This window comes from Nocardia sp. NPDC060249 (assembly GCF_042728755.1).
Classification (GTDB): Bacteria; Actinomycetota; Actinomycetes; order Mycobacteriales; family Mycobacteriaceae; genus Nocardia.
On sequence record NZ_JBHXAQ010000001.1, the window covers coordinates 392786 to 414137 of the forward strand.

The 21352-nt window shown below is 68.8% G+C and carries 17 protein-coding genes; 11 read left to right on the forward strand and 6 right to left on the reverse strand.

Going from position 1 to position 21352, the window contains the following annotated elements:
* Positions 1–24: 24 nt before the first annotated feature.
* On the reverse strand, positions 25–348 hold the full coding sequence (locus ACFWFP_RS01770; RefSeq protein WP_379221237.1) for a hypothetical protein: 324 nt from the start codon (positions 346–348) through the stop codon (positions 25–27).
* Between the two features lie 156 nt (positions 349–504).
* Here ACFWFP_RS01770 and ACFWFP_RS01775 point away from each other — a divergent pair, with 156 nt between their 5' ends.
* From ACFWFP_RS01775 to ACFWFP_RS01785, 3 genes are read left to right on the forward strand one after another with little or no spacing between them, the layout of a single operon-like run.
* A complete protein-coding gene (locus ACFWFP_RS01775; RefSeq protein WP_379292626.1) occupies positions 505–1821 on the forward strand; it encodes a sensor histidine kinase in 1317 nt (438 codons plus the stop codon).
* Positions 1818–2507 carry a response regulator transcription factor gene (locus tag ACFWFP_RS01780; protein WP_358063879.1) on the forward strand — a complete coding sequence of 230 codons (690 nt, stop codon included), beginning with the start codon at positions 1818–1820 and terminating at the stop codon, positions 2505–2507. The genes ACFWFP_RS01775 and ACFWFP_RS01780 overlap by 4 nt, the downstream gene beginning before the upstream one ends.
* A 43-nt stretch (positions 2508–2550) precedes the next feature.
* Positions 2551–5523 (forward strand): protein kinase, encoded by a 2973-nt coding sequence (locus ACFWFP_RS01785; protein WP_379292627.1) that lies wholly within the window; start codon positions 2551–2553, stop codon positions 5521–5523.
* Positions 5524–5577: 54 nt separating this feature from the next.
* Here ACFWFP_RS01785 and ACFWFP_RS01790 read toward each other — a convergent pair whose 3' ends face one another.
* A complete protein-coding gene (locus ACFWFP_RS01790) occupies positions 5578–6078 on the reverse strand; it encodes an NADPH-dependent FMN reductase (protein ID WP_379292628.1) in 501 nt (166 codons plus the stop codon).
* 23 nt (positions 6079–6101) lie between these two features.
* Positions 6102–8423: an FdhF/YdeP family oxidoreductase gene (locus ACFWFP_RS01795; protein WP_379292629.1), complete on the reverse strand. Its 2322-nt coding sequence runs from the start codon at positions 8421–8423 to the stop codon at positions 6102–6104.
* A 156-nt stretch (positions 8424–8579) separates the two neighbouring features.
* Here ACFWFP_RS01795 and ACFWFP_RS01800 point away from each other — a divergent pair, with 156 nt between their 5' ends.
* The 6 genes from ACFWFP_RS01800 to gatB all read left to right on the forward strand — a co-directional run bounded on the left by ACFWFP_RS01800 (position 8580) and on the right by gatB (position 14619).
* A complete protein-coding gene (locus tag ACFWFP_RS01800; RefSeq protein ID WP_379292630.1) occupies positions 8580–8750 on the forward strand; it encodes a hypothetical protein in 171 nt (56 codons plus the stop codon).
* 12 nt (positions 8751–8762) lie between these two features.
* Positions 8763–9572: a formate dehydrogenase accessory sulfurtransferase FdhD gene (gene fdhD / locus ACFWFP_RS01805; RefSeq protein ID WP_379292631.1), complete on the forward strand. Its 810-nt coding sequence runs from the start codon at positions 8763–8765 to the stop codon at positions 9570–9572.
* 108 nt (positions 9573–9680) lie between these two features.
* Positions 9681–10565: a hypothetical protein gene (locus ACFWFP_RS01810; RefSeq protein ID WP_379292632.1), complete on the forward strand. Its 885-nt coding sequence runs from the start codon at positions 9681–9683 to the stop codon at positions 10563–10565.
* A gap of 28 nt (positions 10566–10593) precedes the next feature.
* Complete coding sequence (locus ACFWFP_RS01815) at positions 10594–11628, forward strand: ATP-dependent 6-phosphofructokinase (protein ID WP_379292633.1); 1035 nt, start codon at positions 10594–10596, stop codon at positions 11626–11628.
* A gap of 60 nt (positions 11629–11688) precedes the next feature.
* On the forward strand, positions 11689–13068 hold the full coding sequence (locus ACFWFP_RS01820; protein ID WP_379292634.1) for an alpha/beta hydrolase family protein: 1380 nt from the start codon (positions 11689–11691) through the stop codon (positions 13066–13068).
* A gap of 45 nt (positions 13069–13113) precedes the next feature.
* Complete coding sequence (gatB, locus tag ACFWFP_RS01825) at positions 13114–14619, forward strand: Asp-tRNA(Asn)/Glu-tRNA(Gln) amidotransferase subunit GatB (protein ID WP_379292635.1); 1506 nt, start codon at positions 13114–13116, stop codon at positions 14617–14619.
* A 107-nt stretch (positions 14620–14726) separates the two neighbouring features.
* On the opposite strand, the gene ACFWFP_RS01830 is transcribed toward gatB, so the two are convergent.
* Positions 14727–15848, reverse strand: coding sequence for a PQQ-dependent sugar dehydrogenase (locus ACFWFP_RS01830; RefSeq protein WP_379292636.1), 1122 nt, complete (start codon positions 15846–15848; stop codon positions 14727–14729).
* Between the two features lie 179 nt (positions 15849–16027).
* Here ACFWFP_RS01830 and ACFWFP_RS01835 point away from each other — a divergent pair, with 179 nt between their 5' ends.
* On the forward strand, positions 16028–16867 hold the full coding sequence (locus ACFWFP_RS01835) for a DoxX family protein (RefSeq protein WP_379292637.1): 840 nt from the start codon (positions 16028–16030) through the stop codon (positions 16865–16867).
* Between the two features lie 85 nt (positions 16868–16952).
* Here ACFWFP_RS01835 and ACFWFP_RS01840 read toward each other — a convergent pair whose 3' ends face one another.
* Positions 16953–17447, reverse strand: a complete 495-nt coding sequence (locus ACFWFP_RS01840) for a MarR family winged helix-turn-helix transcriptional regulator (RefSeq protein WP_379292638.1) — start codon at positions 17445–17447, stop codon at positions 16953–16955.
* 86 nt (positions 17448–17533) lie between these two features.
* Here ACFWFP_RS01840 and ACFWFP_RS01845 point away from each other — a divergent pair, with 86 nt between their 5' ends.
* Positions 17534–19153 (forward strand): DHA2 family efflux MFS transporter permease subunit, encoded by a 1620-nt coding sequence (locus ACFWFP_RS01845; protein WP_379292640.1) that lies wholly within the window; start codon positions 17534–17536, stop codon positions 19151–19153.
* Between the two features lie 57 nt (positions 19154–19210).
* Here the strand turns inward: ACFWFP_RS01845 and ilvD are convergent, their stop codons facing one another.
* Entirely contained in the window at positions 19211–21052 is a 1842-nt protein-coding gene (gene ilvD, locus ACFWFP_RS01850) for a dihydroxy-acid dehydratase (RefSeq protein WP_379292641.1), read from the reverse strand.
* Positions 21053–21352 lie beyond the last annotated feature (300 nt).

Here is a 21352-nt window from a genome sequence, read left to right on the forward strand (position 1 = left end):
TTGTCCCCCAGGGAGTTTCGGGTTTCAGCGTGCGAGTGCGCGGTCGCGGGTAGTCTGCCCGATCGCCGGGCGTGCGTCGAGAAGCCCGCGCAGGGCCGGTTGTTCGGCGGCCAGCTCGAGATAGGCCTCCATCGGAGTGCGGCCATCGATCTCGGCCAGTTCGAGTTTGACGCGCAGATGATTGTCCCAGCGGTTGGCCAGCGCCTGCAGCAGGCCGTCGACTCCGCCGAAGAGCGTGTCGAGTTCGGCGATGCCGGCGAACAGGGCCGGGTCGTTCGGGTCGATCGCTGCCCTGGCGAGCACGGTGTGCACGATCTCGGTGCGGTGGTGTAGATCGGTCCAGGTCATGGGCTTCACCTTCCGTGAGCGGGTGAATCGAACGTTACGGGCGGCGACAGGGTGAATCGTCGTGCCAAGGACCCGACTTCTTCTCCTACTCAGGTAGGAGATCGGTACCGTTCGCGGGACGATGCTCACCCGCTACGCGGCGACTAGCCTTACATCATGGATGTGAGCCACGCCATCCCCGCGAAGGCGCCGGGCAAAGCGAGCCCGCGGCGGCGGTTCGCGGCCAGGGCCGCGGTGGCACGGTTGCTCACCACGGTGCGCGAGCGCATCGAATCGTTGCCCTACGACTATCCGCCCGCGGTGATCATGGCCGCTGACCTCGCGCTACTGGTGGTCACCGGTGCGGCGGTGATCCAACGGCATGCGTACTTCCCGACCGTGCTGCCGCTGGTGGCGATGGCCACCGCGTTCCTGCCGATCCCGCTGTTCGCGATCTTCCGGGTGAATCCGCACCCCGTGCTGCTGAAGGGGAGCGCCCTGGCTTCCTGCGCCCTGTTCCTGTTGCAGCCGGTCAACGCCGACTTCGCGCCGTTCGTGCTGGTGATCGTCGCCGGTGAGGTGGCCGCGGTCGCTTCGCGCGGGTGGACGATCGGATTCACCCTGCTCGCGATCCTCGAACTGGTCGCGTTCGACGTGGCCGGGCACGTGCACTGGGGTGAGCAGCCGCTGGCCGGACTGCCGATGTATGTCATCGGCATCCTGCTCGGCATGTTCGTCGGGGTGATGCTGCAATATCAGCGGCGATTCCTGTATCAAGAGCGCGAGAATCAGGCGATCCGCTCCGGTCAGGCCGCCGACGAGGAACGGCGCCGGATCGCCCGCGAAGTCCACGATGTGATCGCCCATTCGCTCTCGATCACTCTGCTGCACCTGACCGCCGCCCGCCGTGCCCTCCAAACCGACGAGGACGTCACCGAGGCGGTGGAGGCGCTCGTCGAGGCCGAACGCCTCGGCCGCCAGGCGATGGCCGACATCCGGCGCACCGTGGGCATGCTCGACGCGGGCCCGGCGCAACTGGCTCCCGAGCCGGGCGCCGCCGATATCGACGAGCTCGTCGGTGACTTCCGCCGGGCCGGGCTCACCGTCGACTACGCGCGCACCGGCGACCTGACCTCCGTCTCCGGCGCCATCGGCCACGCGCTCTACCGGATCGGTCAGGAATCGCTGGCCAACGTCATCAAGCACGCGCCGGGCACCCCCGCCACGGTGCGCTTCGATGTCTCGGCCGAGGCGGCGACGCTGGTCGTGTCGAATCCGCTGCCGCCGCTGTGGCCCGCGTGGCGCCGCGATACCGGGATGGGACTGCGCGGCATGCGCAAACGCACCGAACTGCTCGGTGGCAAGATCACCGCGGGCGACGGCGACGACGGCTGGACCGTGCGGGTCGGCTTCCCGCTGCGATCGGGCCCGTGCGCCACCCTGTCGACCATGTTGCCGGGCAAGCTCTGGAACAAACCCCAGGAGGACACGTGACGACCGCTTCGCCGATCGAGCAGCTGGTGACAGTGCTCGTGGTCGACGACCAGGAGCTCGTGCGCGGCGGATTGCGTCGCATCCTGCGGCGTCGCGACGGTTTCACCATCAACGAGTGCGCCGACGGCGACGAGGTCGCGGCCGCCGTCGCCGCGCAACGACCCGATGTGGTGCTGATGGATCTGCGGATGAAGCGGGTCGGCGGCATAGATGCGACCCGGTTGCTGCGCGCCCGCCCCGACGCTCCGCCGGTGCTGGTGCTCACCACCTTCGACGACGATCAGCTCCTCTCCGGCGCGCTGCGCGCGGGCGCCGCGGGCTTCCTGCTCAAGGATTCGCCCGCGGAGGATCTGATCCGCGCGGTCCGCACCGTGGCGGGCGGCGGCGCGTGGCTCGATCCCTCGGTGACGGGACGGGTGCTCACGGCGTATCGAACAGTGAAACCGGTCGGTACCCGAACCGATCGCCGGCTCGGCGAACTCACCGCTCGCGAGTACGAAGTGCTCGAATTGATCGGCTCGGGCCGGGTCAACAGCGAGATCGCCGCCGAACTCGGTATCTCGGAAGTAACCGTGAAAAGCCACGTCGGACACATATTCGGCAAGCTCGACCTGCGCGATCGAGCCGCCGCGATCGTGTTCGCGTTTGACCACGGCGTAGTGACACCGGGAGAATCTTCCTACTGAGAAGCAGGTCCACGGGCCTGCCAGAAGTGGGAGGCGGACGCTGGTGCAGGCACCTGGGTCACGGACGGGGAGCAGATTCGGCCCGTACGAGTTGCGGTCGATGCTGGGCAAAGGCGGGATGGGCGAGGTCTACGAGGCCTACGACACCGGCAAGGACCGAGTGGTCGCTCTGAAGTTGCTGGCCGAGGAGCTCGCGCAGGACCCGGCCTACCAGGTCCGATTCCGCCGCGAATCCCAAGCCGCGGCCAAGCTGGCCGAACCGCACGTCATCCCGATCCACGACTGGGGCGTGATCGACGGGGTCCTGTTCATCGATATGCGCCTGGTGCCCGGCTCCGATCTGCGGACCGTGCTGCGCGGGGGCGGGCCGATGAACCCGGAACGCGCGGTCGCCGTCGTCGAGCAGATCGCCGCCGCGCTGGACGCCGCGCACGCGGGTGGGCTGGTGCATCGCGATGTGAAGCCCGCCAACATCCTGGTCACGCCCGCCGACTTCGCCTACCTCGCCGACTTCGGCATCGCCCACACCGAGGGCGACAGCGCGGTGACCCAGGCCGGGATGGCGGTGGGCTCCTACATCTACATGGCGCCGGAACGTTTCGATGTGGGCCCGATCTCACACCGCGCCGACGTGTACTCGCTGGCCTGTGTCCTGCACGAATGCCTCACCGGCGCTTCGCCGTTCCCCGCGGCCAGCATGAGCGTGCTGGTCCGCGCGCACCTGTCCGAGGCCCCACCGCGGCCGAGCGAGTTACTGCACGGGATACCCGGTGCCCTCGACGACGTCATCGCGACCGGCATGGCCAAGGACCCGGCCGACCGCTATGCGTCGGCCGGTGCGCTGGCTGTCGCCGCTCGCCGAGCGTTGGCTTCGGCCGTGCGGGAAGTCGCCGCGCCCGCGCCCTCGGGTGCTTTCGCGTCGTACGACGGTGCCCGCCGAGTCCCCGGCGGCCATGATGTGACGCCAGATTCTCCGTGCGGCCCCACGCTCCGCAGTGCTGCCGGCGCGCCCTCGGGTGCCCCGGGTTCGGCTCCCGGGCGCGGTTTCGCCGCTGCCGCCGGTTTCGCTGCCGGTGTGGGGCGCGGGGCCACCGGGGTGCCGGTCGGTGGCGCCGAGCGTGGCGGGCCCGCGGGGTCCGCGACCGGTCCAGCGCGTGCGGTGCCCATCGGTGCCGCCAGTGGTGCCCGCAAGGGAGCCCCCGACTCGGAGGAGCCCGCCGACGTCGAGCAGATACCGACGCCGACGGGGGAGTTCCGGGTGATCGGCGCGGTGACCGCGACCGGTGGTGTGGAGACCTCGCGCAGCCAGTCGACCGCGACCGGCGCCCAGCCGACCTTGATCATCCGCCCGCCCGAGGCGCGCGCCGGGGCATCGGATACCACCGGTTTCCGCCGTGTTCCCGCCGAGGGCACCGGCGAGATCTCGATTCCCGCGGTGATCCAACCGACCGGCCCCGCCGAAATCCGGCCCGCCGACACCTACTTCGCCCCCCTCCCGTCGGGCGATGAGCCGGAGGCTCCCGAGCCGCCCCCGGCCTACACCCCCGACCAGGGCCTCCCGCGGATGCGCCCCTTCCCCGACGCACACCTCTACGACGGTGCGCAGCCGGGTGAAACGTCGGCTCCCCTCCTGCAGCCGCAGCGTCCCGCTTCGGCCACCCCCTACCCGGCGCCCACCGGCCCGCACCGGATCCCGCAGCAGGACCCGCACCGAGGCGCCCCCACCCAGCGGTACTCCGGCGAACATCCCCTCCCGGCCGCGTTCACCCCGCCGACGGAGCAGTACCTTCCGCCCGCATCGAACCCCAACCCCCGATTCCCCACCCCCGCACCGGAATTCGACGCTCCCCGCCCGAATTCGCCCGCCCCCCTCGCGGCTCCGACTCAGCGGTTCGGTGCGGACCAGAACACCCCCGAGGACCGGTTCGCGAGTCCCGCAAGCCGTTTCGGCGGCCCGCCGGATGACGGATTCGACGGCCCTCGTGGTCAGGGCCGAGGCGACGCGTTCGGGCCGCCGACCGAGCAATACAAACCCGCCGCCTTCGCGCCGCCGACGCAGAAGTTCGGCGGCGATCTCGATGATCCGCGCGACCGATTCGGTAGTCCCGCCGATCGTTTCGACGAGGATGCCGACGACCGGTTCGGTGCCACGCCCGGGCAGTACGCTCCGCCGACCGAGCAGTACGACCCCGCCGAGATGCAGCGGTCGGCACCGACTCAGCACTACGGCGCCGACGAACCCGATCCGCAGCGCTCACAGCCGACACATCAGTACCGTGGCGGTGCGGCGCCTTTCGCTGCTCATCAGGCCCCGCCGGAGTTCGAGGACCCGGCCCGGGCGGCCGCGACCCGGCAGTACGTGGGTCAGGAGAACGCGTACTCCGACTACGACGAGCCGCCCAGCGCCTACGGTGATCACGCCTACGGTGATCACGCCTACCGCGATCCGGCCTACGATCCCGGTTACGGACCCGACCCCGCGTACGGTCCCGATCCCGCGTACGGTCCGGATCCGGCCTGGGCGCACCAGGATTCGGAGCGCAGGCGATCGGTTCTGCTGCCGGTGCTGGCCGGCGTCTTCGCCGTCCTGGTACTCGCGGTCGGTGGCGCGATCGGCTGGCGCATGATGTCGGCCGCCGAACCCACCGAGACCGCCACGGCCGCACCGATTTCGCAGGCGCCGGGCAGTTCCGGCCAACCCGCGGGCACGACCCCGCGCGCGACCACGGCCGCTCCCACCACCTCGGCGGGACCGGTCTCCCTGCCCGCGGGGGCGCAGCCCTGTGAATCCGGTTCCGCCACCGGCTCTTACAGCAAGGTCGCCGTCGGCAGCGCGGTCACCAGCTGCGGGTTCGCCGAAGCGGTCCGGGAGGCCTACGCCGGTGGCGGCTCGGGAGCTCGCCCGGTGGTGGCGACCAGCCCGGTGACCGGCCGCACTTACACGATGACGTGCGCACCGGAAGGCAAACTCGTCACCTGCACCGGCGGTGAGAACGCCGTGGTCTACGTCTACTGACCCGAAAACGACCGCGGCCCCCCATAACCCGGGGCCGCGGTCGCGTGCGGAACCTCAGCTCGCCGACGCGACCGCGACCACCGTGTCGCCGAGCCTGGCCACGGTGTCCGGGTCACTCCACGGCCCGGTGATCGACACGCCGTCGGCCACCACCTCGGCGCCCGCCTTGCGCAACCGGTCCGCCAAGTCCTGGTTGATCACCTCGCCGGGCCCCACCGTGATCACCGCGACCGGCTTGCCCCCGACGGCAGGCGCCGATTCCGGGTTGGCCAGCCACGCGATCACACTCGCCGCCAGCGGCGCCACGGTCTCGCCCTCGGCGGCGAACAGCAGCACACCGTCGGCTTCCAGCGTGGAGCGGCGCAACTGGTCGGCGATCCGCGGCCGCCCGTCCTCGGTGTCGATCGCGGCACTGTAGGCGGGCAGGGTGTCGAGCTCGGCCAGGCTCACCACGTCGACAGTGTTGCGGATCGCGACCTGCTGGGTCTCGGTCGCCAACTGCTGTGCCGGGGAGTTCTCGCCGGGTTCGGCGATGAGTGCGAGCAGATATGACATCGGTTACCAGCTCCTCGGAGAATTCAATTCGACGGTGCGACAGTCACTTTCACGCTCTTCATCATCGGCTGATCGCTCTCGGTGCTGTAATCGCCGATCGCGCACAGCACATTCATTTCCGGCATGTACCCGGCGGCGCAACCCGGCGGAATGTCGTAGGTGACGACCTTGTACCGGTGGAGCGTCCGCGTCGACCCGTCACGGGCGGTACTGGTGATGTCGACCTCGTCGAACTCGGTCAGGCCGCGCTCGCGCATATCGCGCGAGTTCATGAAGATCAGCGTGCGCAGGTTCTTCACCCCGCGATAGCGATCGTTGCTGGTGTAGATGGTGGTGTTCCACTGGTCATGTGAGCGCTGCGTCGCCAGGGTGAGGACCCCGGCCGGGTTGGTCGTGTCGGGCAGCGTGGCGGCGGAGAATTCCGCCTTGCCCGACGGGGTGAGGAAGATCAGCTCCCGTGCGGGCTGACGGATCCGGAACCCGAGCCCCAGCCGCACACGCCGGTTGTAGTCCTCGAAACCGTCCAGGACTTTCGCCATGGTGTCGCGGATGCGGTCATAGTCCTCGACGTAGTACTCCCACGGCGTCTTCGTCTCGGGCAGTGCGGCGGTGGCGATACCGGCCAGAATCGCGGGCTCGGACAGCAGATGTGGCGAGGCGGGCTTCTTCATCCCTTGGGACAGGTGCACCACGGCCATGCCGTTCTCCATCGACACCACCTGCGGGCCGCTGCGCTGCTCGTCGTGTTCGGTGCGCGCGAGGCAGGGCAGAATCAGTGCGCGCTTGCCGTGCACGACGTGGCTGCGGTTGAGCTTGGTGGAGACCATGACGGTGAAGTCGGCCTTCCGGAACGCCTCGAAGGTGTATTCGCTGTCGGGCGCGGCCTGGACGAGGTTGCCGCCCATGCTCATGAAGAACTTCAGCGCGCCCTTGTGCATCGCCTCGATCGCGGAGACGACGTCGTAGCCGTTGGCGCGCGGCACGTCGATCCCACACACCTCGGCCAGCCGGTCGAGGAACGCGGCGGACGGATTGTTGTCGATGCCGCACGTCCGGTTGCCCTGCACATTGCTGTGCCCGCGCACCGGGGACGGGCCCGCGCCTTCGCGACCCAGGTTGCCCCGCAGGAGCAGTAGGTTGACGATCTCGCGGATCGTCTCCACGCCGTGCTCGTGCTGGGTGACGCCGAGACACCAGCTGATGATGCTGCGGTCGGAGTCGCAGTAGACGCGGGCGGCCTTGCGGACCTCGGCCTCGGTCAGGCCCGACTCGGTCCGGATATCGGCCCAGCTGGTCGCCTCCACCTCGCGCACGTATTCGTCGAAGCCGACGGTGTAGCGCTCGATGAACTCGTGGTCGAGCGCCTTCTCGTCGGTCGTGGACTCTTCGAGAACGGCCTTGGCCATGCCGCGGATCAGCGCGAAGTCGCCGCCGATGCGTACCTGCAGGTTGAGGGTGCCGGTCTTGGTCGGGTGGAAGGCGGCCATCGCGAGGAAGTCGTGCGGGATGATCGTGTTGCGTGAACCCGCTTCGATCAGCGGATTCACGTGCACCACCTGGGCGCCGCGCTTGTAGGCCTCGGCGAGCGAGGTCAGCATGCGCGGCGCGTTGGAGGCGACATTGAGGCCCATGACGAACAGCGCGTCGGCCTTGTCCCAGTCCTCGAGGTCGCAGGTGCCCTTGCCCGTGCCGAGCGAGGCCTGCAGGGCCCGGCCACTGGCTTCGTGGCACATGTTGGAACAGTCGGGCAGATTGTTGGTGCCGTACTCGCGCACCATCAACTGGTAGAGGAACGTGGCCTCGTTGGCGAGTCGGCCCGAGGTGTAGAACGCGGCCTCGTTCGGGTCGGACAGCTCGCGCAGCGCCTTGCCCACCGTCTCGAACGCGTCGGCCCAGCTGATCGGCACATAGTGGTCGGTCTCGGGGTCGTAGACCATCGGCTCGGTGAGCCTGCCCTGGTCTTCGAGATCGAAGGAACTCCAGGTGGCCAGCTCGGTCACGGTGTGCTGAGCGAAGAACTCGGGGGTGCACCGCTTGTGTGTCATCTCCCAGGTGACGTGCTTGATGCCGTTCTCGCACACATCGAGGACCAAGCCGTCGGTCGCGTCGGGCCACGCGCAGCCCGGACAGTCGAAGCCGCGTTCCTGATGGTTCATCTTCAGGATGGCCTTGGTGCCGATGAACGGCTCGTGCTCCTTGCCGACCATGAACTTCCCGACCGCGATCGCCGCACCCCAGCCCGCCGCGGGATGGCGATAGGGCTTGGCTTTCGGCACGGCCGCCCGGTCGGCTGCTGCGCTCGGGCCCCGATCGGGATCCCAGATGGTGTGCGGACCGTCAGCCATGTCAAATCTTCCCTTCGCGGTGAATGCGGGTCGAGAAAGATGTGCCCTGTCAGTGCCTCGGTTGGATTCTCTACCGCCGAGATCACGGAAGGGCGTAGGCAAGGCGCGTTGCCCACCTGCGAGACGCCGGTATGCGAGACGTTGCATACTGTCGGCATGGCTGACGACAACGAGTGGTACTACTGCATCAAGCACCACCGGGCCGAACAGGGCAAGGCCTGCTGGTACGGCGATCGGATGGGTCCCTACCCGGACCAGGCCACCGCCGAGAAGGCGCTCGAGATCGCGAAGGCGCGCAACAAAGCGGCCGACGACCAGGACGACTGACCCGATACCTGGATGAGCAGAGTCACCGCACGGCGCAAGACGACCCGCCTGTCCCCGGCCGGGCGGATCCAGCGACCCGACACGCTCGCCGTCGAGGAGCCGCTCGAGATCCGGGTCGACGGCCGATCGCTCACTGTCACCATGCGTACCCCCGGCGACGACATCGACCTCGTCCACGGTTTCCTGTTCGGCGAGGACATCATCGGCTCGGCCGACGACATCGTCACCGCGCGCTACTGCGCGGGTACCGACAGCGACGGTCGCAACACCTACAACGTCCTGGATCTGCGCCTGCGCAATCCGGTGCCGCTGCACACCCGCAATTTCCTCACCACCGGCGCCTGCGGCCTCTGCGGTAAGACCGCGCTGGACGAAGTGCGCACCCACAGCCGCTTCCCGATCCCGCACGAATCGGTGTCGATCAGCATCGACACCCTGACCGACCTGTCGAAACAGCTGCGCGCCGGGCAGAAGGTGTTCGACGCCACCGGTGGCTTGCACGCGGCGGGCCTGTTCACCACCGACGGCACGTTGCTCGCCCTGCGTGAGGACATCGGCAGGCACAACGCCGTGGACAAGGTGATCGGCTGGGCCGTGCGCGAGAACCGGGTGCCCGCGCACGATCTGGTGCTGGTGGTGAGCAGTCGCGCGTCGTTCGAACTGGCGCAGAAGGCGGTGATGGCCGGGATCCCGATCCTGGCCGCGGTGTCGGCGCCGAGCTCGCTCGCCGTCGACCTGGCCGCCGAGTCCGACCTCACCCTCGTCGGCTTCCTGCGTGCCGAAACGATGAACATCTATACGGGCGAACACCGTCTGACCTGAGGTTCGGTGCTCGAAGTGGGCGATCGGCATATGTCGCAGTACGGTAACGGTACGGGTCGCCAGCACCGAACGCCCCGGGGGAGTTTACAAACGAAAATGCTTCACATAATGAATAATGAACGACGCCATCATGTCCGGGTGGCGCTGTCCGCGTTGCTGGGCGTGGTCGTGCTCGCTACCGCGGGTTGCGGTACCGAGCCGAAGGCCGCCCGGCCCAGCGTGACCACCACGGTTCCCGTCGCCGATCCCGGTGTCGACAACGGAACGTTCTCGATCGCGGTACCCGGCAGCCTGGCCGCCGATTTCACCGAGCTCCAGCAGGGTTTCCGCGGTAGCGCGGGGCTGGCGATCATGCCGGTGGGCGGCAAGAAGATGGTCACCTTCGGCAACTGGTCCTCCGGTCCGGCCTGGTCGACGATCAAGGTGCCGCTCGCCATCGCGGCCCTGCGCAACAGCGCCGCCTACTCGTCGTACGCCTCCGCGGCGATCACCGCGTCGGACAACGGCGCCGCCGACACCCTGTGGGCCTCGCTCGGCGGCGGTGCCGACGCCGCCAAGGCGGTGGAAGGCGTGCTGCGCGAAGGCGGCGACACCCGCACCACCGTGCCGGCGACGCGCACCCGCGCCGACGCGTCGGTCTACGGCCAGGCCGAATGGACGCTGGCCGACCAGGTGCGCTTCGCCTCGCAGCTGCCGTGCATCCCGCAGAGCGAGCGCGTGGTCGGGCTGATGCAGCAGATCATCGCCAGCCACCACTGGGGTCTCGGCGCGTTCGGCAGTGCCGAGTTCAAGGGCGGGTGGGGGCCCGACCCGGCCGGAAAGTACCTGGTCCGCCAGTTCGGTCTGATCGACTCGCCCACCGGCCGGATCGCGATCGCCTTCGCCGCACAACCGGATTCGGGCGGTTTCAGCGACGGTATGGCCATGCTCGACAAGATGGCGACGCTCATCTCGGGGCACCTGAGCGAGCTGGCCGGAGGTCACTGCCCCTGATCGAGGCCGGTGCGGCAAGATGAATGCCATGCGCATCGGAGTCTTGACCGGAGGCGGAGATTGTCCAGGTCTGAACGCGGTGATCCGGGCTGTGGTCCGCACCGCGAACGGACGCTACGGCGATGCCATCGTCGGTTTCGAGGACGGGTGGCGCGGCCTACTCGAGGATCGAAAGATCCGCATTCACAACGACGATCGCACCGACCGCCTGCTCACCAAGGGCGGCACGATGCTCGGCACCGCGCGCACCAACCCCGAGGTGCTGCGCGCCGGCCTGCCCAGGATCCAGCAGACCCTCGACGACAACGGCATCGAAGCGCTGATCCCCATCGGCGGCGAAGGCACCCTCACCGCCGCGAGCTGGCTCGCCGACGAGGGCGTGCCGGTGGTCGGCGTGCCCAAGACCATCGACAACGACATCGACTGCACCGACGTCACCTTCGGCCACGACACCGCGCTCTCGATCGCCACCGAGGCCATCGATCGCCTGCACACCACCGCCGAATCCCACCAGCGGGTGATGCTGGTCGAGGTGATGGGCCGCCACGCCGGCTGGATCGCGCTGAACTCCGGGATCGCCGCGGGCGCCCACCTGACCCTGGTGCCCGAGGAACCGTTCGACGTGTCCCGGGTGTGCGCGATGATCAAGGCCCGCTTCCAGCGCGGTGACAAGAGCTTCATCTGCGTGGTCGCCGAGGGCGCGCATCCCGCGCCGGAATCCGGATTCGCGCTGCGCGAGGGCGGGATCGACGAGTTCGGCCACGAGCGGTTCACCGGCGTCGCCCAGCAGCTGGGGTCGGAGATCGAACGCCGCATCGGCAAGGAGGTCCGCACCACGGTGCTCGGTCATATCCAGCGCGGTGGCAGTCCCACGCCCTACGACCGGATTCTCGCGACGCGGTTCGGCGTGCACGCGGCCGAGGCGGTGCACGCGGGACATTTCGGTCAGATGGTGGCACTGCACGGCACCACGATCGGGCTGGTTCCGCTGTCGGAGGCGACCAAACAGCTCAAACGCGTTCCGCCGGAACGGCTCAGTGAGGCATCGGCGTTCTTCGGCTGATAGCGGCGCGAAGGATTCCGGTTCTCGACCGTTGCCGGTGCGCGTCGGTACCGTGGGTTCATGCGCACCGGTCGAGTGATCGTTTCGGTTCTGTTCGTCGTCGCCGCGCTGGTGACGGGGTGTTCGGCGTCCTCGGACCAGGTGGCGGCCCCCACGGTGCGGGGCAGCTGGCACGGTGACATCGAGGTGCCGGGGCAGCCGATCGCGATCGGGGTGAGTTTCGCCGAGGACGGGTCGGCCACCATCGACATCCCGGTTCAGGGTGTGAGTGACGCGCCACTGAAAGATGTTCGCACCGAACCGGACCGGGTGGAGTTCGCCATCCCCGGCACGCCGGGTGACCCCGGGTTTCGCGGCAAGCTCGACGGTGACCGGCTCACCGGTGACTGGGTGCAGTCCGGGGAGAAGGCTCCGGTCACGCTGCAGCGCGGCAAGATCGAGAGCCTGCCTCGCCCGCAGGACCCGAAACCGCCGTACCCGTACCGCAGCGAGGATGTCACCTATCGCAACGGCGACATCACCCTCGCGGGCACGCTCACCGAACCCGAAGGCAGCGGCCCGTTTCCGGCGATGCTACTGATCACGGGGAGTGGACCGCAGGACCGCGACGAAGAGCTGATGGGCCACCGCCCGTTTCAGCTGCTCGCCGACACCTTCACTCGCGCGGGCTATGCCGTGCTGCGCGCCGACGACCGTGGGGTCGGCGGCACCAGCGGCATTCTCGACGACGCCACCTACCCCGAACTCGCCGCCGACGCGGCCGCGGGCCTCGCGTTCCTGCGCACCCGCCCCGAGATCGATCCCGCCCGGGTGGGTCTGTTCGGGCACAGCGAAGGCGGCTACCTCGCGCCGATGGTCGCCGCGCTGCCCGGCAGCGACATCGCCTTCGCGGTCCTGATGGCGGGTCCGTCGGTACCCGGCGCCGAGGTGCTGATCGAGCAGAACAAGGTGATCATGGCCGGAACGGGTACACCGCAGGACCAGATCGACCAGCAGGTCGCCTACGTCACGGAGTGGTCGAGGTTGCTGCGCGCGGGCGATCTCGAGGGCGCCGAGGCCTTCACCCAGCGGCACAACGACTCCCTGCCGGTGGCCGAACGCGCACCCCAGGAGGTCGTCGACGGGTTCAACACTCCGTACATGACCTCGTTCATCACCCACGACCCGAAACCGACGCTGCAGGCGCTGCGTGTGCCGGTGCTGGCGTTCTTCGGCGACAAGGACCAGCAGGTCCTCGCCACCCAGAACGAAGGCCCGATGCGCGAGAACCTCGCCGACGCGCCCGACGCGACTGTGCACACCTTCCCCGGTCTCAACCACCTGATGCAGCCCACCGCCACCGGCAAACCCAGCGAATACGCCACCATCGAGACGACCATCGACCCGGCGGTACTCACCTACGTCACCGGCTGGCTCGCCCAGCGCGTCCCGCCCCGCTAGGACCACCGGCCGAGTGCGTCAGCGGGCTTACCTAGACTGCTCGTTATGAGTGCACCCACGGTCGAGTTGATGGATTACGCCGATGTCATCTCCCGGTACGAGCCGGTGCTCGGCATGGAGGTCCACGTCGAGTTGTCCACGGCGACCAAGATGTTCTGCGGTTGCCCCACCGAGTTCGGCGCCGAACCCAATACCCAGGTGTGCCCGGTGTGCCTCGGCCTGCCCGGCTCGCTGCCCGTGGTGAACGAGAAGGCCATCGAATCGGCCATCCGGATCGGTCTCGCGCTGAACTGTTCGATCACCCCGTGGGGCCGGTTCGCGCGCAAGAACTACTTCTACCCCGATCAGCCGAAGAACTACCAGATCAGCCAGTACGACGAGCCGATCGCCACCGAGGGCTACCTCGACGTGACCCTCGACGACGGGGCCGTCTTCCGCGTGGAGATCGAGCGCGCGCACATGGAGGAGGACACCGGCAAGTCCCTGCACGTCGGCGGCGCGACCGGACGCATCCACGGTGCCAGTCACTCGCTGCTCGACTTCAACCGCGCGGGCGTGCCGCTGATCGAGATCGTCACCAAGACCATCACCGGTGCCGGTGAGCGCGCCCCCGAGGTGGCTCGCGCGTATGTCACCGCGCTGCGCGAGGTGCTGCGTTCGCTCGATGTCTCCGATGTGAAGATGGAGCAGGGTTCGCTGCGCTGCGACGCCAACGTGTCCCTGATGCCGATCGGCGCCAAGGAATTCGGCACCCGCACCGAGACCAAGAACGTGAACTCGCTCAAGAGCGTCGAGGTCGCGGTGCGCTACGAGATGCGCCGCCAGGCCGCCGTGCTCACCGCGGGCGGCGAGATCATCCAGGAGACCCGCCACTTCCAGGAAGCCGACGGGTCCACCGCCGCCGGTCGCCGCAAGGAAACCGCCGAGGACTACCGCTACTTCCCCGAGCCCGACCTCGAGCCCGTCGCCCCGGCCGCCGAGTGGGTCGAGGAACTGCGCGCCACCATCCCCGAATACCCGTGGCTGGTGCGCGCCCGGATCCAGGCCGACTGGGGCCTGTCCGACGAGGTGATGCGCGACCTCGTCAACGCGGGCGCCCTCGACCTCATCATCGCCACCGTCGACGCGGGCGCACCCGCCAACGAGGCGCGCTCCTGGTGGGTGGCCTACCTGACCGAGAAGGCCAAGGAACGCGACATCGCCCTCGCCGACCTGCCCATCACCCCCGCCCAGGTCGCCGCGGTGATCGCGCTGGTGGAAACCAAGACCGTCAACAACAAGGTCGCCAAGCAGGTCGTCGACTTCGTCCTCGCCGGTGAGGGCGAGCCCGCCGCCATCGTCGAAGCCAAGGGCCTCGGCATGGTCAGCGACGACTCGGCCCTGCAGGCCGAGGTCGAGAAGGCCCTCGCCGCCAACCCCGATATCGCCGAGAAGATCCGCTCCGGCAAGGTGGCTGCCGCGGGCAAGATCGTCGGCGACGTCATGAAGGCCACCCGCGGCCAAGCCGACGCCGCCCGCGTCCGCGACCTGGTCATCGCCGCGTGTAGCTAGCCCGCGCCTCCAGGCCGGACCCAGGCGCCACTTCACTTCCGTCGGTGACCGGCGGAAGTGAAGTGGACCGGTTCGCCCGTACCCGGGTACGGGCGATAGCCGTGCTTCTAGTCGGGGCCGCCGGCTCCACCCTGCGGGGGTGGGATGCGGACGACGCGGTCGTCGAATTCGCCTGGCTCGCCGTTGGTTTTGTTGGTGGTGGTGACCCAGATGCTGCCGTCGGCGCTGGCGGTGGCGCCGAGGAGCTTGCCGTACTTGTCCTGCGCGATCAGGGTGGGGGCGGTGGTGACGGCGAACGTGTTGGGGTCCGCGGCGACGGCGGCCAGTGCCTTGCCCTCGCTGAGCGCGATGCCGACGCCGTCACCGGTGGCCGTGCAGCCGCCGACGCCGGGACGGTCGGGCCAGGTCCAGGAGACGGTGAGGGTGCCGTCGGGGCTCAGGTGCTGGAGGCGGTCCTCGGCGGCGGTGCGGTCGGTGACCCACATGCCTTCCTTGCCGTCGCGGCAGATGTCGCCGGCCGAGCCGATGCCCGACGCCACCACCTGCGGGGTGTTCGCGCCCGCCGACGGCGATTCCAGGCGCAGCAGTTTGCCGCCGAGCGAGCCGGGATCGGCTGCGGCGCCGGGGTTTCCGGCATCGCCGGTGAGAATCATCAGCTGCGTCGGCGTCGCCCATTCCAAGGCGCCGCGATTTCCGTCGGCGCCCTTGGGGATTCCGGTGAGGATCGGCTTGGCGGCCCCGCCCTTGGACAGCCGCACGACCCGATTGTCGCTGCCGGTGGTGATGTAGGCGTACATCAGCCCGTCCTCACCGAAGGTGGGGGAGAGCACGATATCGGAGATGCCGCCGTCGGCCGACCCGTCGACGGGCACGCTGGCGATCTCCACCGGCGTCTCCTGCGGTGTGCTCGCGTCGACCGGCTTCACCTGCAGGATCCGCCCGGTCTTTCGTTCCGCGACGAAGGCGCCCTCGCCCACCGCGATCAGCCCGGCCCCCGATTCCATGCAGGTGGCGATGACATTGGGATCGGGATCGATGCACGGTCCGGTCGGTCGCGGCGGCTGCGAGGGATCGTCCTGGGGCTTCTTCGGTTCCGCGCCCGACCCACTCAGTTGCGGTTCGGTGGTGAACGGACTCGACGCCGACTCGTCGAAACGGGCGCACCCGGCTAGCAAAACGGTGCCGAGTGCCACCCCGACTGCCACGCGGCCCGCGATTCCCGAACTCATGGTTCAGACGTTACCGGCACCAGCGCGGGCCCGGCGCGCCTGTCACTGCGAACCCCATTGCCGGCGGCGCCCTGCGCCCGGGGCGGGCGCGGTTCGTGACGACCGGCGGTCGAGCGGGCCTGACACGCCCGTTGTGGTGAAGGGCGGCGCACCGGCACACCGCGTCATAAGCTGGGTCGGTGACCGACAAGTCGAATGACACTCCGAAGGCCGAAGGTTCGGCAGCGGCCGGGCAGGGCGCGTCGGCGGCGGGTCGCCCGGTGACCAGCCCGTTCGATTCGCCGACGACGCAGATGCGCAAGCCCGATCCGAAGGACATCCCACGCACCGACGAGGATCTCGGTCTCGACCCCGACGAGGTTCCCGGTGCGAGCACCGCGCCGACCGGTCGCGGCGGCGATGACTACGGGTACGCGACGATTCCGCCCGCGTCCGCGGCCTCGGCGGACACCGTCCGCTTGCAGCGCCGCAATCGCGAGGCCCGCCGCGGCACCCTCGACCTCGGCCTGTTCGTGCTGCGCCTGGTGGTCGGCTACACCTTCATCTATCACGGTCTGCAGAAGCTGACCGGCTGGTTCCACGGACCCGGCCTCGACGGCACCAAGACCATGATGGAAAGCGGCGGCTGGGACTACCCGTCGCTGTCGACCGCGCTGGTGATCGCCGGTGAACTCGGCGGCGGCATCCTCCTGGTGATCGGCCTGGCCACCCCGCTCGCCGCGGGCGCCGTCCTGGCCACGATCCTGAACGCCTGGATGTGGAAGCAGGGCATGGTCCCCGGCTTCCAGTACAACGCGGGCACCCCCACCGGCGTCGAGCTCGACTCCATCCTGGCCGGTGCCGCCCTGGCGATCATCCTCACCGGCCCCGGCCGCTGGTCCTTCGACCGCACCCGAGGCTGGGCCACTCGCCCTTCCTACGGCTCTTTCGGCGTGGTCGTACTGGCCATCGCCGCCGCCGTCCTCACCTTCTGGTTCCTCCACGGCGGCAACCCGCTGGAGGGCGTCGGCCCCTTCTGATCCGCCTCTGCGCGTCTTTCGGCCAGACCCAGGCGTGGTGCGTCGATGACGCGGCGGCGGTGGCTCGGTCGGCCTGCCGATGTGCTTACGACATCAGTGGTCGCGATGGTGCGGGTTCGGCCAGGTGGGCGGTCATGGTGGCGTGCACGTCGGCCAGGAACGACTCGAATCGGCGCAGCTCCTCGGGGGTGTATTCGCCCATCACCGACTGCTCCATCTTCGTGCCGAGTGGGCCGAAGAAATCGTTGGCGAGGGTGTGGATGCGGGGTGTGCTGCGCAGTGTGATGACGCGACGGTCGTCGTGTTCTCGGCTGCGCACGATATGACCGGCCAGTTCCAGCCGGTTCAACAGCGCGGTGGTGGCGCTGTTGGACAACGAGATCCGTTCGCTGAGCCGTGCCGGTGACAGGGTGCTGCCGCGTTCCTCGGCGGTGAGGATCTCGATCAGCGCCTCGGCATCGGTCGAGTGCAAGCCGAGCCAGGTCGCGAACCGGCGGGCGAGTTCCCGGTAACTCGCGCCGTAGGCCCGCAGGCCTTCCTGGATTCGTTCGTACTGGGCGCGAGCGTCCGACTGGCTCATAGGTTCCTTTCGCATCGTTTGACATCCTATTGCCCCCAATATACTTTGACCATGGAAATATTCCACCATGGAAATAGGAGTGTGCGATGAGTCAAGAGTCGTCCCTTCGCCGATGGCTCGGCTTGATCGCCATTGCCCTCGGCGTGGCGCTGATCGTGGTCGACACCACGATCGTGAACGTGATCATCCCGTCGATCATCGAAGACCTGGACACGGGTTCCACCGAGGCGCAATGGATTCAGGAGTCCTACGCGATCGTCTTCGCGGCCCTGCTGCTGGTGGTCGGCCGGGTAGCGGACATGGTCGGGGCGCGCCGGGTGTTCGTCGCCGGTGTCGTGGTGTTCGGCGCGACCAGCATCCTGGCCGGGCTCGCGCCGGACGGCGGACTGCTGGTCATCGCCCGATTCCTGCAGGGCGCGGGCGCGGCGATGATCCTGCCGACCTCACTGGCTCTGCTCAACGCCACCTTCACCGGCAAAGCCCGTGGGCAGGCCTTCGCGGTATGGGGTTCCACGATCGGAGCGGCCGCCGCGCTCGGTCCGCTGCTCGGTGGCTGGCTGGCCGAACACGTGTCGTGGCGCTGGGCGTTCGGCATCAATGTGCCCCTGGCCGTGCTGATCGTGGTGGGCGTGCTGGCGTGCATCGCGCCGTCGCCGAAGGTCGCGGGCCGACTCGATGTGCTCGGCTCGATCCTGTCGGTGCTCGGTCTCGGGCTGCTCGCGTTCGGGCTCGTCGAGGGTCGCACCTATGGGTGGATCACCACCGTGCACCCGCTGGGAATCGCCGGATTCACCTGGGGCAGTGGGCCTTCGCCGGTTCTGGTCGCGCTGGTGCTGAGCGTGCTGGCGCTGGGCGGTTTCGTCGTCAGGCAGGTGCTGCTGCGCCGCGGCGGCAACGCCGACAAGGCACTGATGGATCTGAGCCTGTTCTCGCTGGCCTCGTTCCGCAACGGCAATATCGCGACCTTGATCATCGGTTTGGGCGAGTTCGGCATCGTCGCCGTGCTGCCGCTGTGGTTGCAGTTCACCCTGGGCTACAGCGCCCTGCAGTCCGGTCTCGCGCTGGTGCCGATCGCCATCGGCAGCTTCATCGCCAGCGGCGCCAGCTTCGGACTCGCGGGCAAGGCCTCGCCGTTGAACATGGTCCGGCTCGGTCTGGGACTCGAGGTGGTGGGTCTGGTCGCGCTCGGCCTCTTCGCCGCCACCGACAGTTCGTGGTGGTCGATCTCGCTTGTCCTGTGCGTGTACGGCATCGGCGTCGGTTTCGCCACGGCCCAGGTGACCAACGTCGTGCTGGCCGATATTCCCGAAGCCGACAACGGCCAGGCCTCCGGCATCCAGAGCGCCTTCCGCCAGCTGGGTTCCGCTCTGGGCATCGCCCTGCTCACGACCGTCTTCTTCACCACGCTCAGCGCGAACGTCGACAAGGATCTGACGGCCACGGGCATGCCCACGGCCCAGTCCCAGCAGTACGCCCACGCCATCACCGGCAGCGCGGGCGCGGCGATCGAAGGGTTCGCCGCCCAACCGGATACACAGGAAGTAGCCACCGCGGGCCGATCCGCCATGACCACCGGCATCAACCTCGGCGCCTACCTGGCCGCGGGCTTCGTCCTGCTCGGCCTCGTGGCCACAGCCCTGATTCCCTCCCGAACCGGCCGCGACGACGAGTCGACGACATCGACAACCCAACCCGCGCTGGTCTGATGAAACGCGAACGGCGTCCCTCGAATTCGAGGGACGCCGTTCGTCTTTCGATGATTCTTACGGCACCTTGCGGACGGCGCCCTTGTCGGCCGAGGTCGCCAGCGCCGCGTAAGCGCGCAGGGCGGTGGTGACCGTGCGTTCGCGGTTGAGCGGCTGCCACGGGCGCTCCGAGGCTTCCATCTTCGCGCGGCGTTCGACCAGGACCTCGTCGGTGACAAGGACTTCCAGCGCGCGGGTGTGCACATCGATGCGGATGCGGTCGCCGTTCTCGACCAGGCCGATGACGCCACCCGAGGCGGCCTCGGGGGAGACGTGGCCGATCGACAGACCCGAGGTGCCGCCGGAGAAGCGGCCGTCGGTGATCAGCGCGCACACCTTGCCCAGGCCGAGGCCCTTGAGGAACGAGGTCGGGTGCAGCATCTCCTGCATGCCCGGACCACCGGCGGGACCTTCGTAGCGGACGACGACCACGTCACCGGGCTGGATCTTCTTGCCCAGGATCATCGACACCGCCTCCTCCTGCGATTCGACCACCACGGCCGGGCCTTCGAAGGTGAACAGGTCTTCGTCGATGCCCGCGGTCTTGAGGATCGCGCCGTCGGGGGCGATGTTGCCGCGCAGCACGCACAGCCCGCCCTCGACGGTGTAGGCGTTCTCGACGTCGCGGATGCAACCACCGGCGGCGTCGGTGTCGAGCGAGGACCAGCGGTTGCTGGTGGAGAACGGTTCGACCGTGCGCACGCCACCGGGGGCGGCGTGGAAGAGCTCGATGGCTTCCTCGGACGCCTTGCCCGAGCGCACATCCCAGGTGTCGAGGTACTCCTCGAACGAGGCGGTGTGCACGGTGGTGACGTCGGTTTCCAGCAGGCCACCGCGACGCAGCTCACCGAGGATGGCGGGGATGCCGCCGGCGCGGTGCACGTCTTCCATGTGGTAATCCGAGTTCGGCGACACCTTCGACAGGCACGGCACCCGGCGGCTGATCTCGTCGATGCTCTGCAGATCGAAGTCGATCTCGCCTTCCTGCGCGGCGGCGAGGGTGTGCAGCACGGTGTTGGTCGAGCCGCCCATGGCGACGTCGAGAGCCATCGCGTTGCGGAAAGCCTTGACGTTGGCCACGTTCCGGGGCAGCACCGAGGCGTCGTCGTCCTGGTACCAGCGCTTGGCGATGTCGACGATCACCGTGCCTGCCCGCTCGAACAGCGCACGACGCGCGGAGTGGGTGGCGAGGGTGGAACCGTTGCCCGGCAGCGCGAGGCCCAGCGCCTCGGTCAGGCAGTTCATCGAGTTCGCGGTGAACATGCCCGAACACGAACCGCAGGTCGGGCAGGCGGACCGCTCGACCTCGTCCAGGCCTTCGTCGGACACCTCCTGGCTCGCGCTCGCGGAGATCGCGCTGACCAGATCGAGCGGCGCGTGCGCGACACCGTCGGCGATCACGGCCTTGCCCGCTTCCATCGGCCCACCGGAGACGAACACGGCCGGGATGTTCAGGCGCATCGCAGCATTGAGCATGCCGGGAGTGATCTTGTCGCAGTTGGAGATACACACCAGCGCGTCGGCGGTGTGGGCGTTGGCCATGTACTCCACGGAGTCGGCGATGATCTCGCGCGAGGGCAGCGAGTAGAGCATGCCGCCGTGGCCCATGGCGATACCGTCGTCGACGGCGATGGTGTGGAACTCGCGCGGCACCCCACCGGCGGCGCGGACGGCCTCGGCGACGATGTCGCCCATGTTCTTGAGGTGCACGTGACCCGGAACGAACTGCGTGTACGAGTTCGCGATCGCGATGATCGGCTTGCCGAAGTCGGAATCGGTCATGCCGGTCGCGCGCCAGAGTGAGCGCGCGCCCGCAGCATTGCGGCCGATGGTGGTGGTGCGTGAGCGAAGCGGTGGCATGGAAGTCCTCGTGATGTCGCTGGGTGCGTGGCGAGCGTGCGCGCAGGGGGCTGACCTGCGTGGCACGGGCGCGATCGCGGTGCGTCCGGCAGCCCATCACGTTACTCCGGCGGGCGATGGTCGCATCGCGCCGGTGGTGGCGTGCTGGGGAGCGGGAACCGGGGCTCGAGGCGGGAGTGTCGCTCCGTGAGGTGTCGCCGCGGTGGTGCCGTCGGCGCGGGGTGCCCGGTCGCCGTCAGCTTACCGGTACAAGGATCGCGCCGACGTACTGATTCCCGACGTGCTCATTCCCACAGTGCC

What these genes read in the sequence shown, in the direction of transcription:
- ACFWFP_RS01845 (WP_379292640.1), top strand. Translation starts at nt 17,534, where the DNA reads ATGAGTCAAGAGTCGTCCCTTCGCCGATGGCTCGGCTTGATCGCCATT.
- ACFWFP_RS01775 (WP_379292626.1), top strand. Translation starts at nt 505, where the DNA reads ATGGATGTGAGCCACGCCATCCCCGCGAAGGCGCCGGGCAAAGCGAGC.
- ACFWFP_RS01770 (WP_379221237.1), bottom strand. Translation starts at nt 348, where the DNA reads ATGACCTGGACCGATCTACACCACCGCACCGAGATCGTGCACACCGTG.
- fdhD (WP_379292631.1), top strand. Translation starts at nt 8,763, where the DNA reads ATGAGCAGAGTCACCGCACGGCGCAAGACGACCCGCCTGTCCCCGGCC.
- ACFWFP_RS01840 (WP_379292638.1), bottom strand. Translation starts at nt 17,447, where the DNA reads ATGAGCCAGTCGGACGCTCGCGCCCAGTACGAACGAATCCAGGAAGGC.
- ACFWFP_RS01790 (WP_379292628.1), bottom strand. Translation starts at nt 6,078, where the DNA reads ATGTCATATCTGCTCGCACTCATCGCCGAACCCGGCGAGAACTCCCCG.
- ACFWFP_RS01810 (WP_379292632.1), top strand. Translation starts at nt 9,681, where the DNA reads ATGAATAATGAACGACGCCATCATGTCCGGGTGGCGCTGTCCGCGTTG.
- ACFWFP_RS01800 (WP_379292630.1), top strand. Translation starts at nt 8,580, where the DNA reads ATGGCTGACGACAACGAGTGGTACTACTGCATCAAGCACCACCGGGCC.
- ACFWFP_RS01820 (WP_379292634.1), top strand. Translation starts at nt 11,689, where the DNA reads ATGCGCACCGGTCGAGTGATCGTTTCGGTTCTGTTCGTCGTCGCCGCG.
- gatB (WP_379292635.1), top strand. Translation starts at nt 13,114, where the DNA reads ATGAGTGCACCCACGGTCGAGTTGATGGATTACGCCGATGTCATCTCC.
- ACFWFP_RS01795 (WP_379292629.1), bottom strand. Translation starts at nt 8,423, where the DNA reads ATGGCTGACGGTCCGCACACCATCTGGGATCCCGATCGGGGCCCGAGC.
- ACFWFP_RS01815 (WP_379292633.1), top strand. Translation starts at nt 10,594, where the DNA reads ATGCGCATCGGAGTCTTGACCGGAGGCGGAGATTGTCCAGGTCTGAAC.
- ACFWFP_RS01830 (WP_379292636.1), bottom strand. Translation starts at nt 15,848, where the DNA reads ATGAGTTCGGGAATCGCGGGCCGCGTGGCAGTCGGGGTGGCACTCGGC.
- ilvD (WP_379292641.1), bottom strand. Translation starts at nt 21,052, where the DNA reads ATGCCACCGCTTCGCTCACGCACCACCACCATCGGCCGCAATGCTGCG.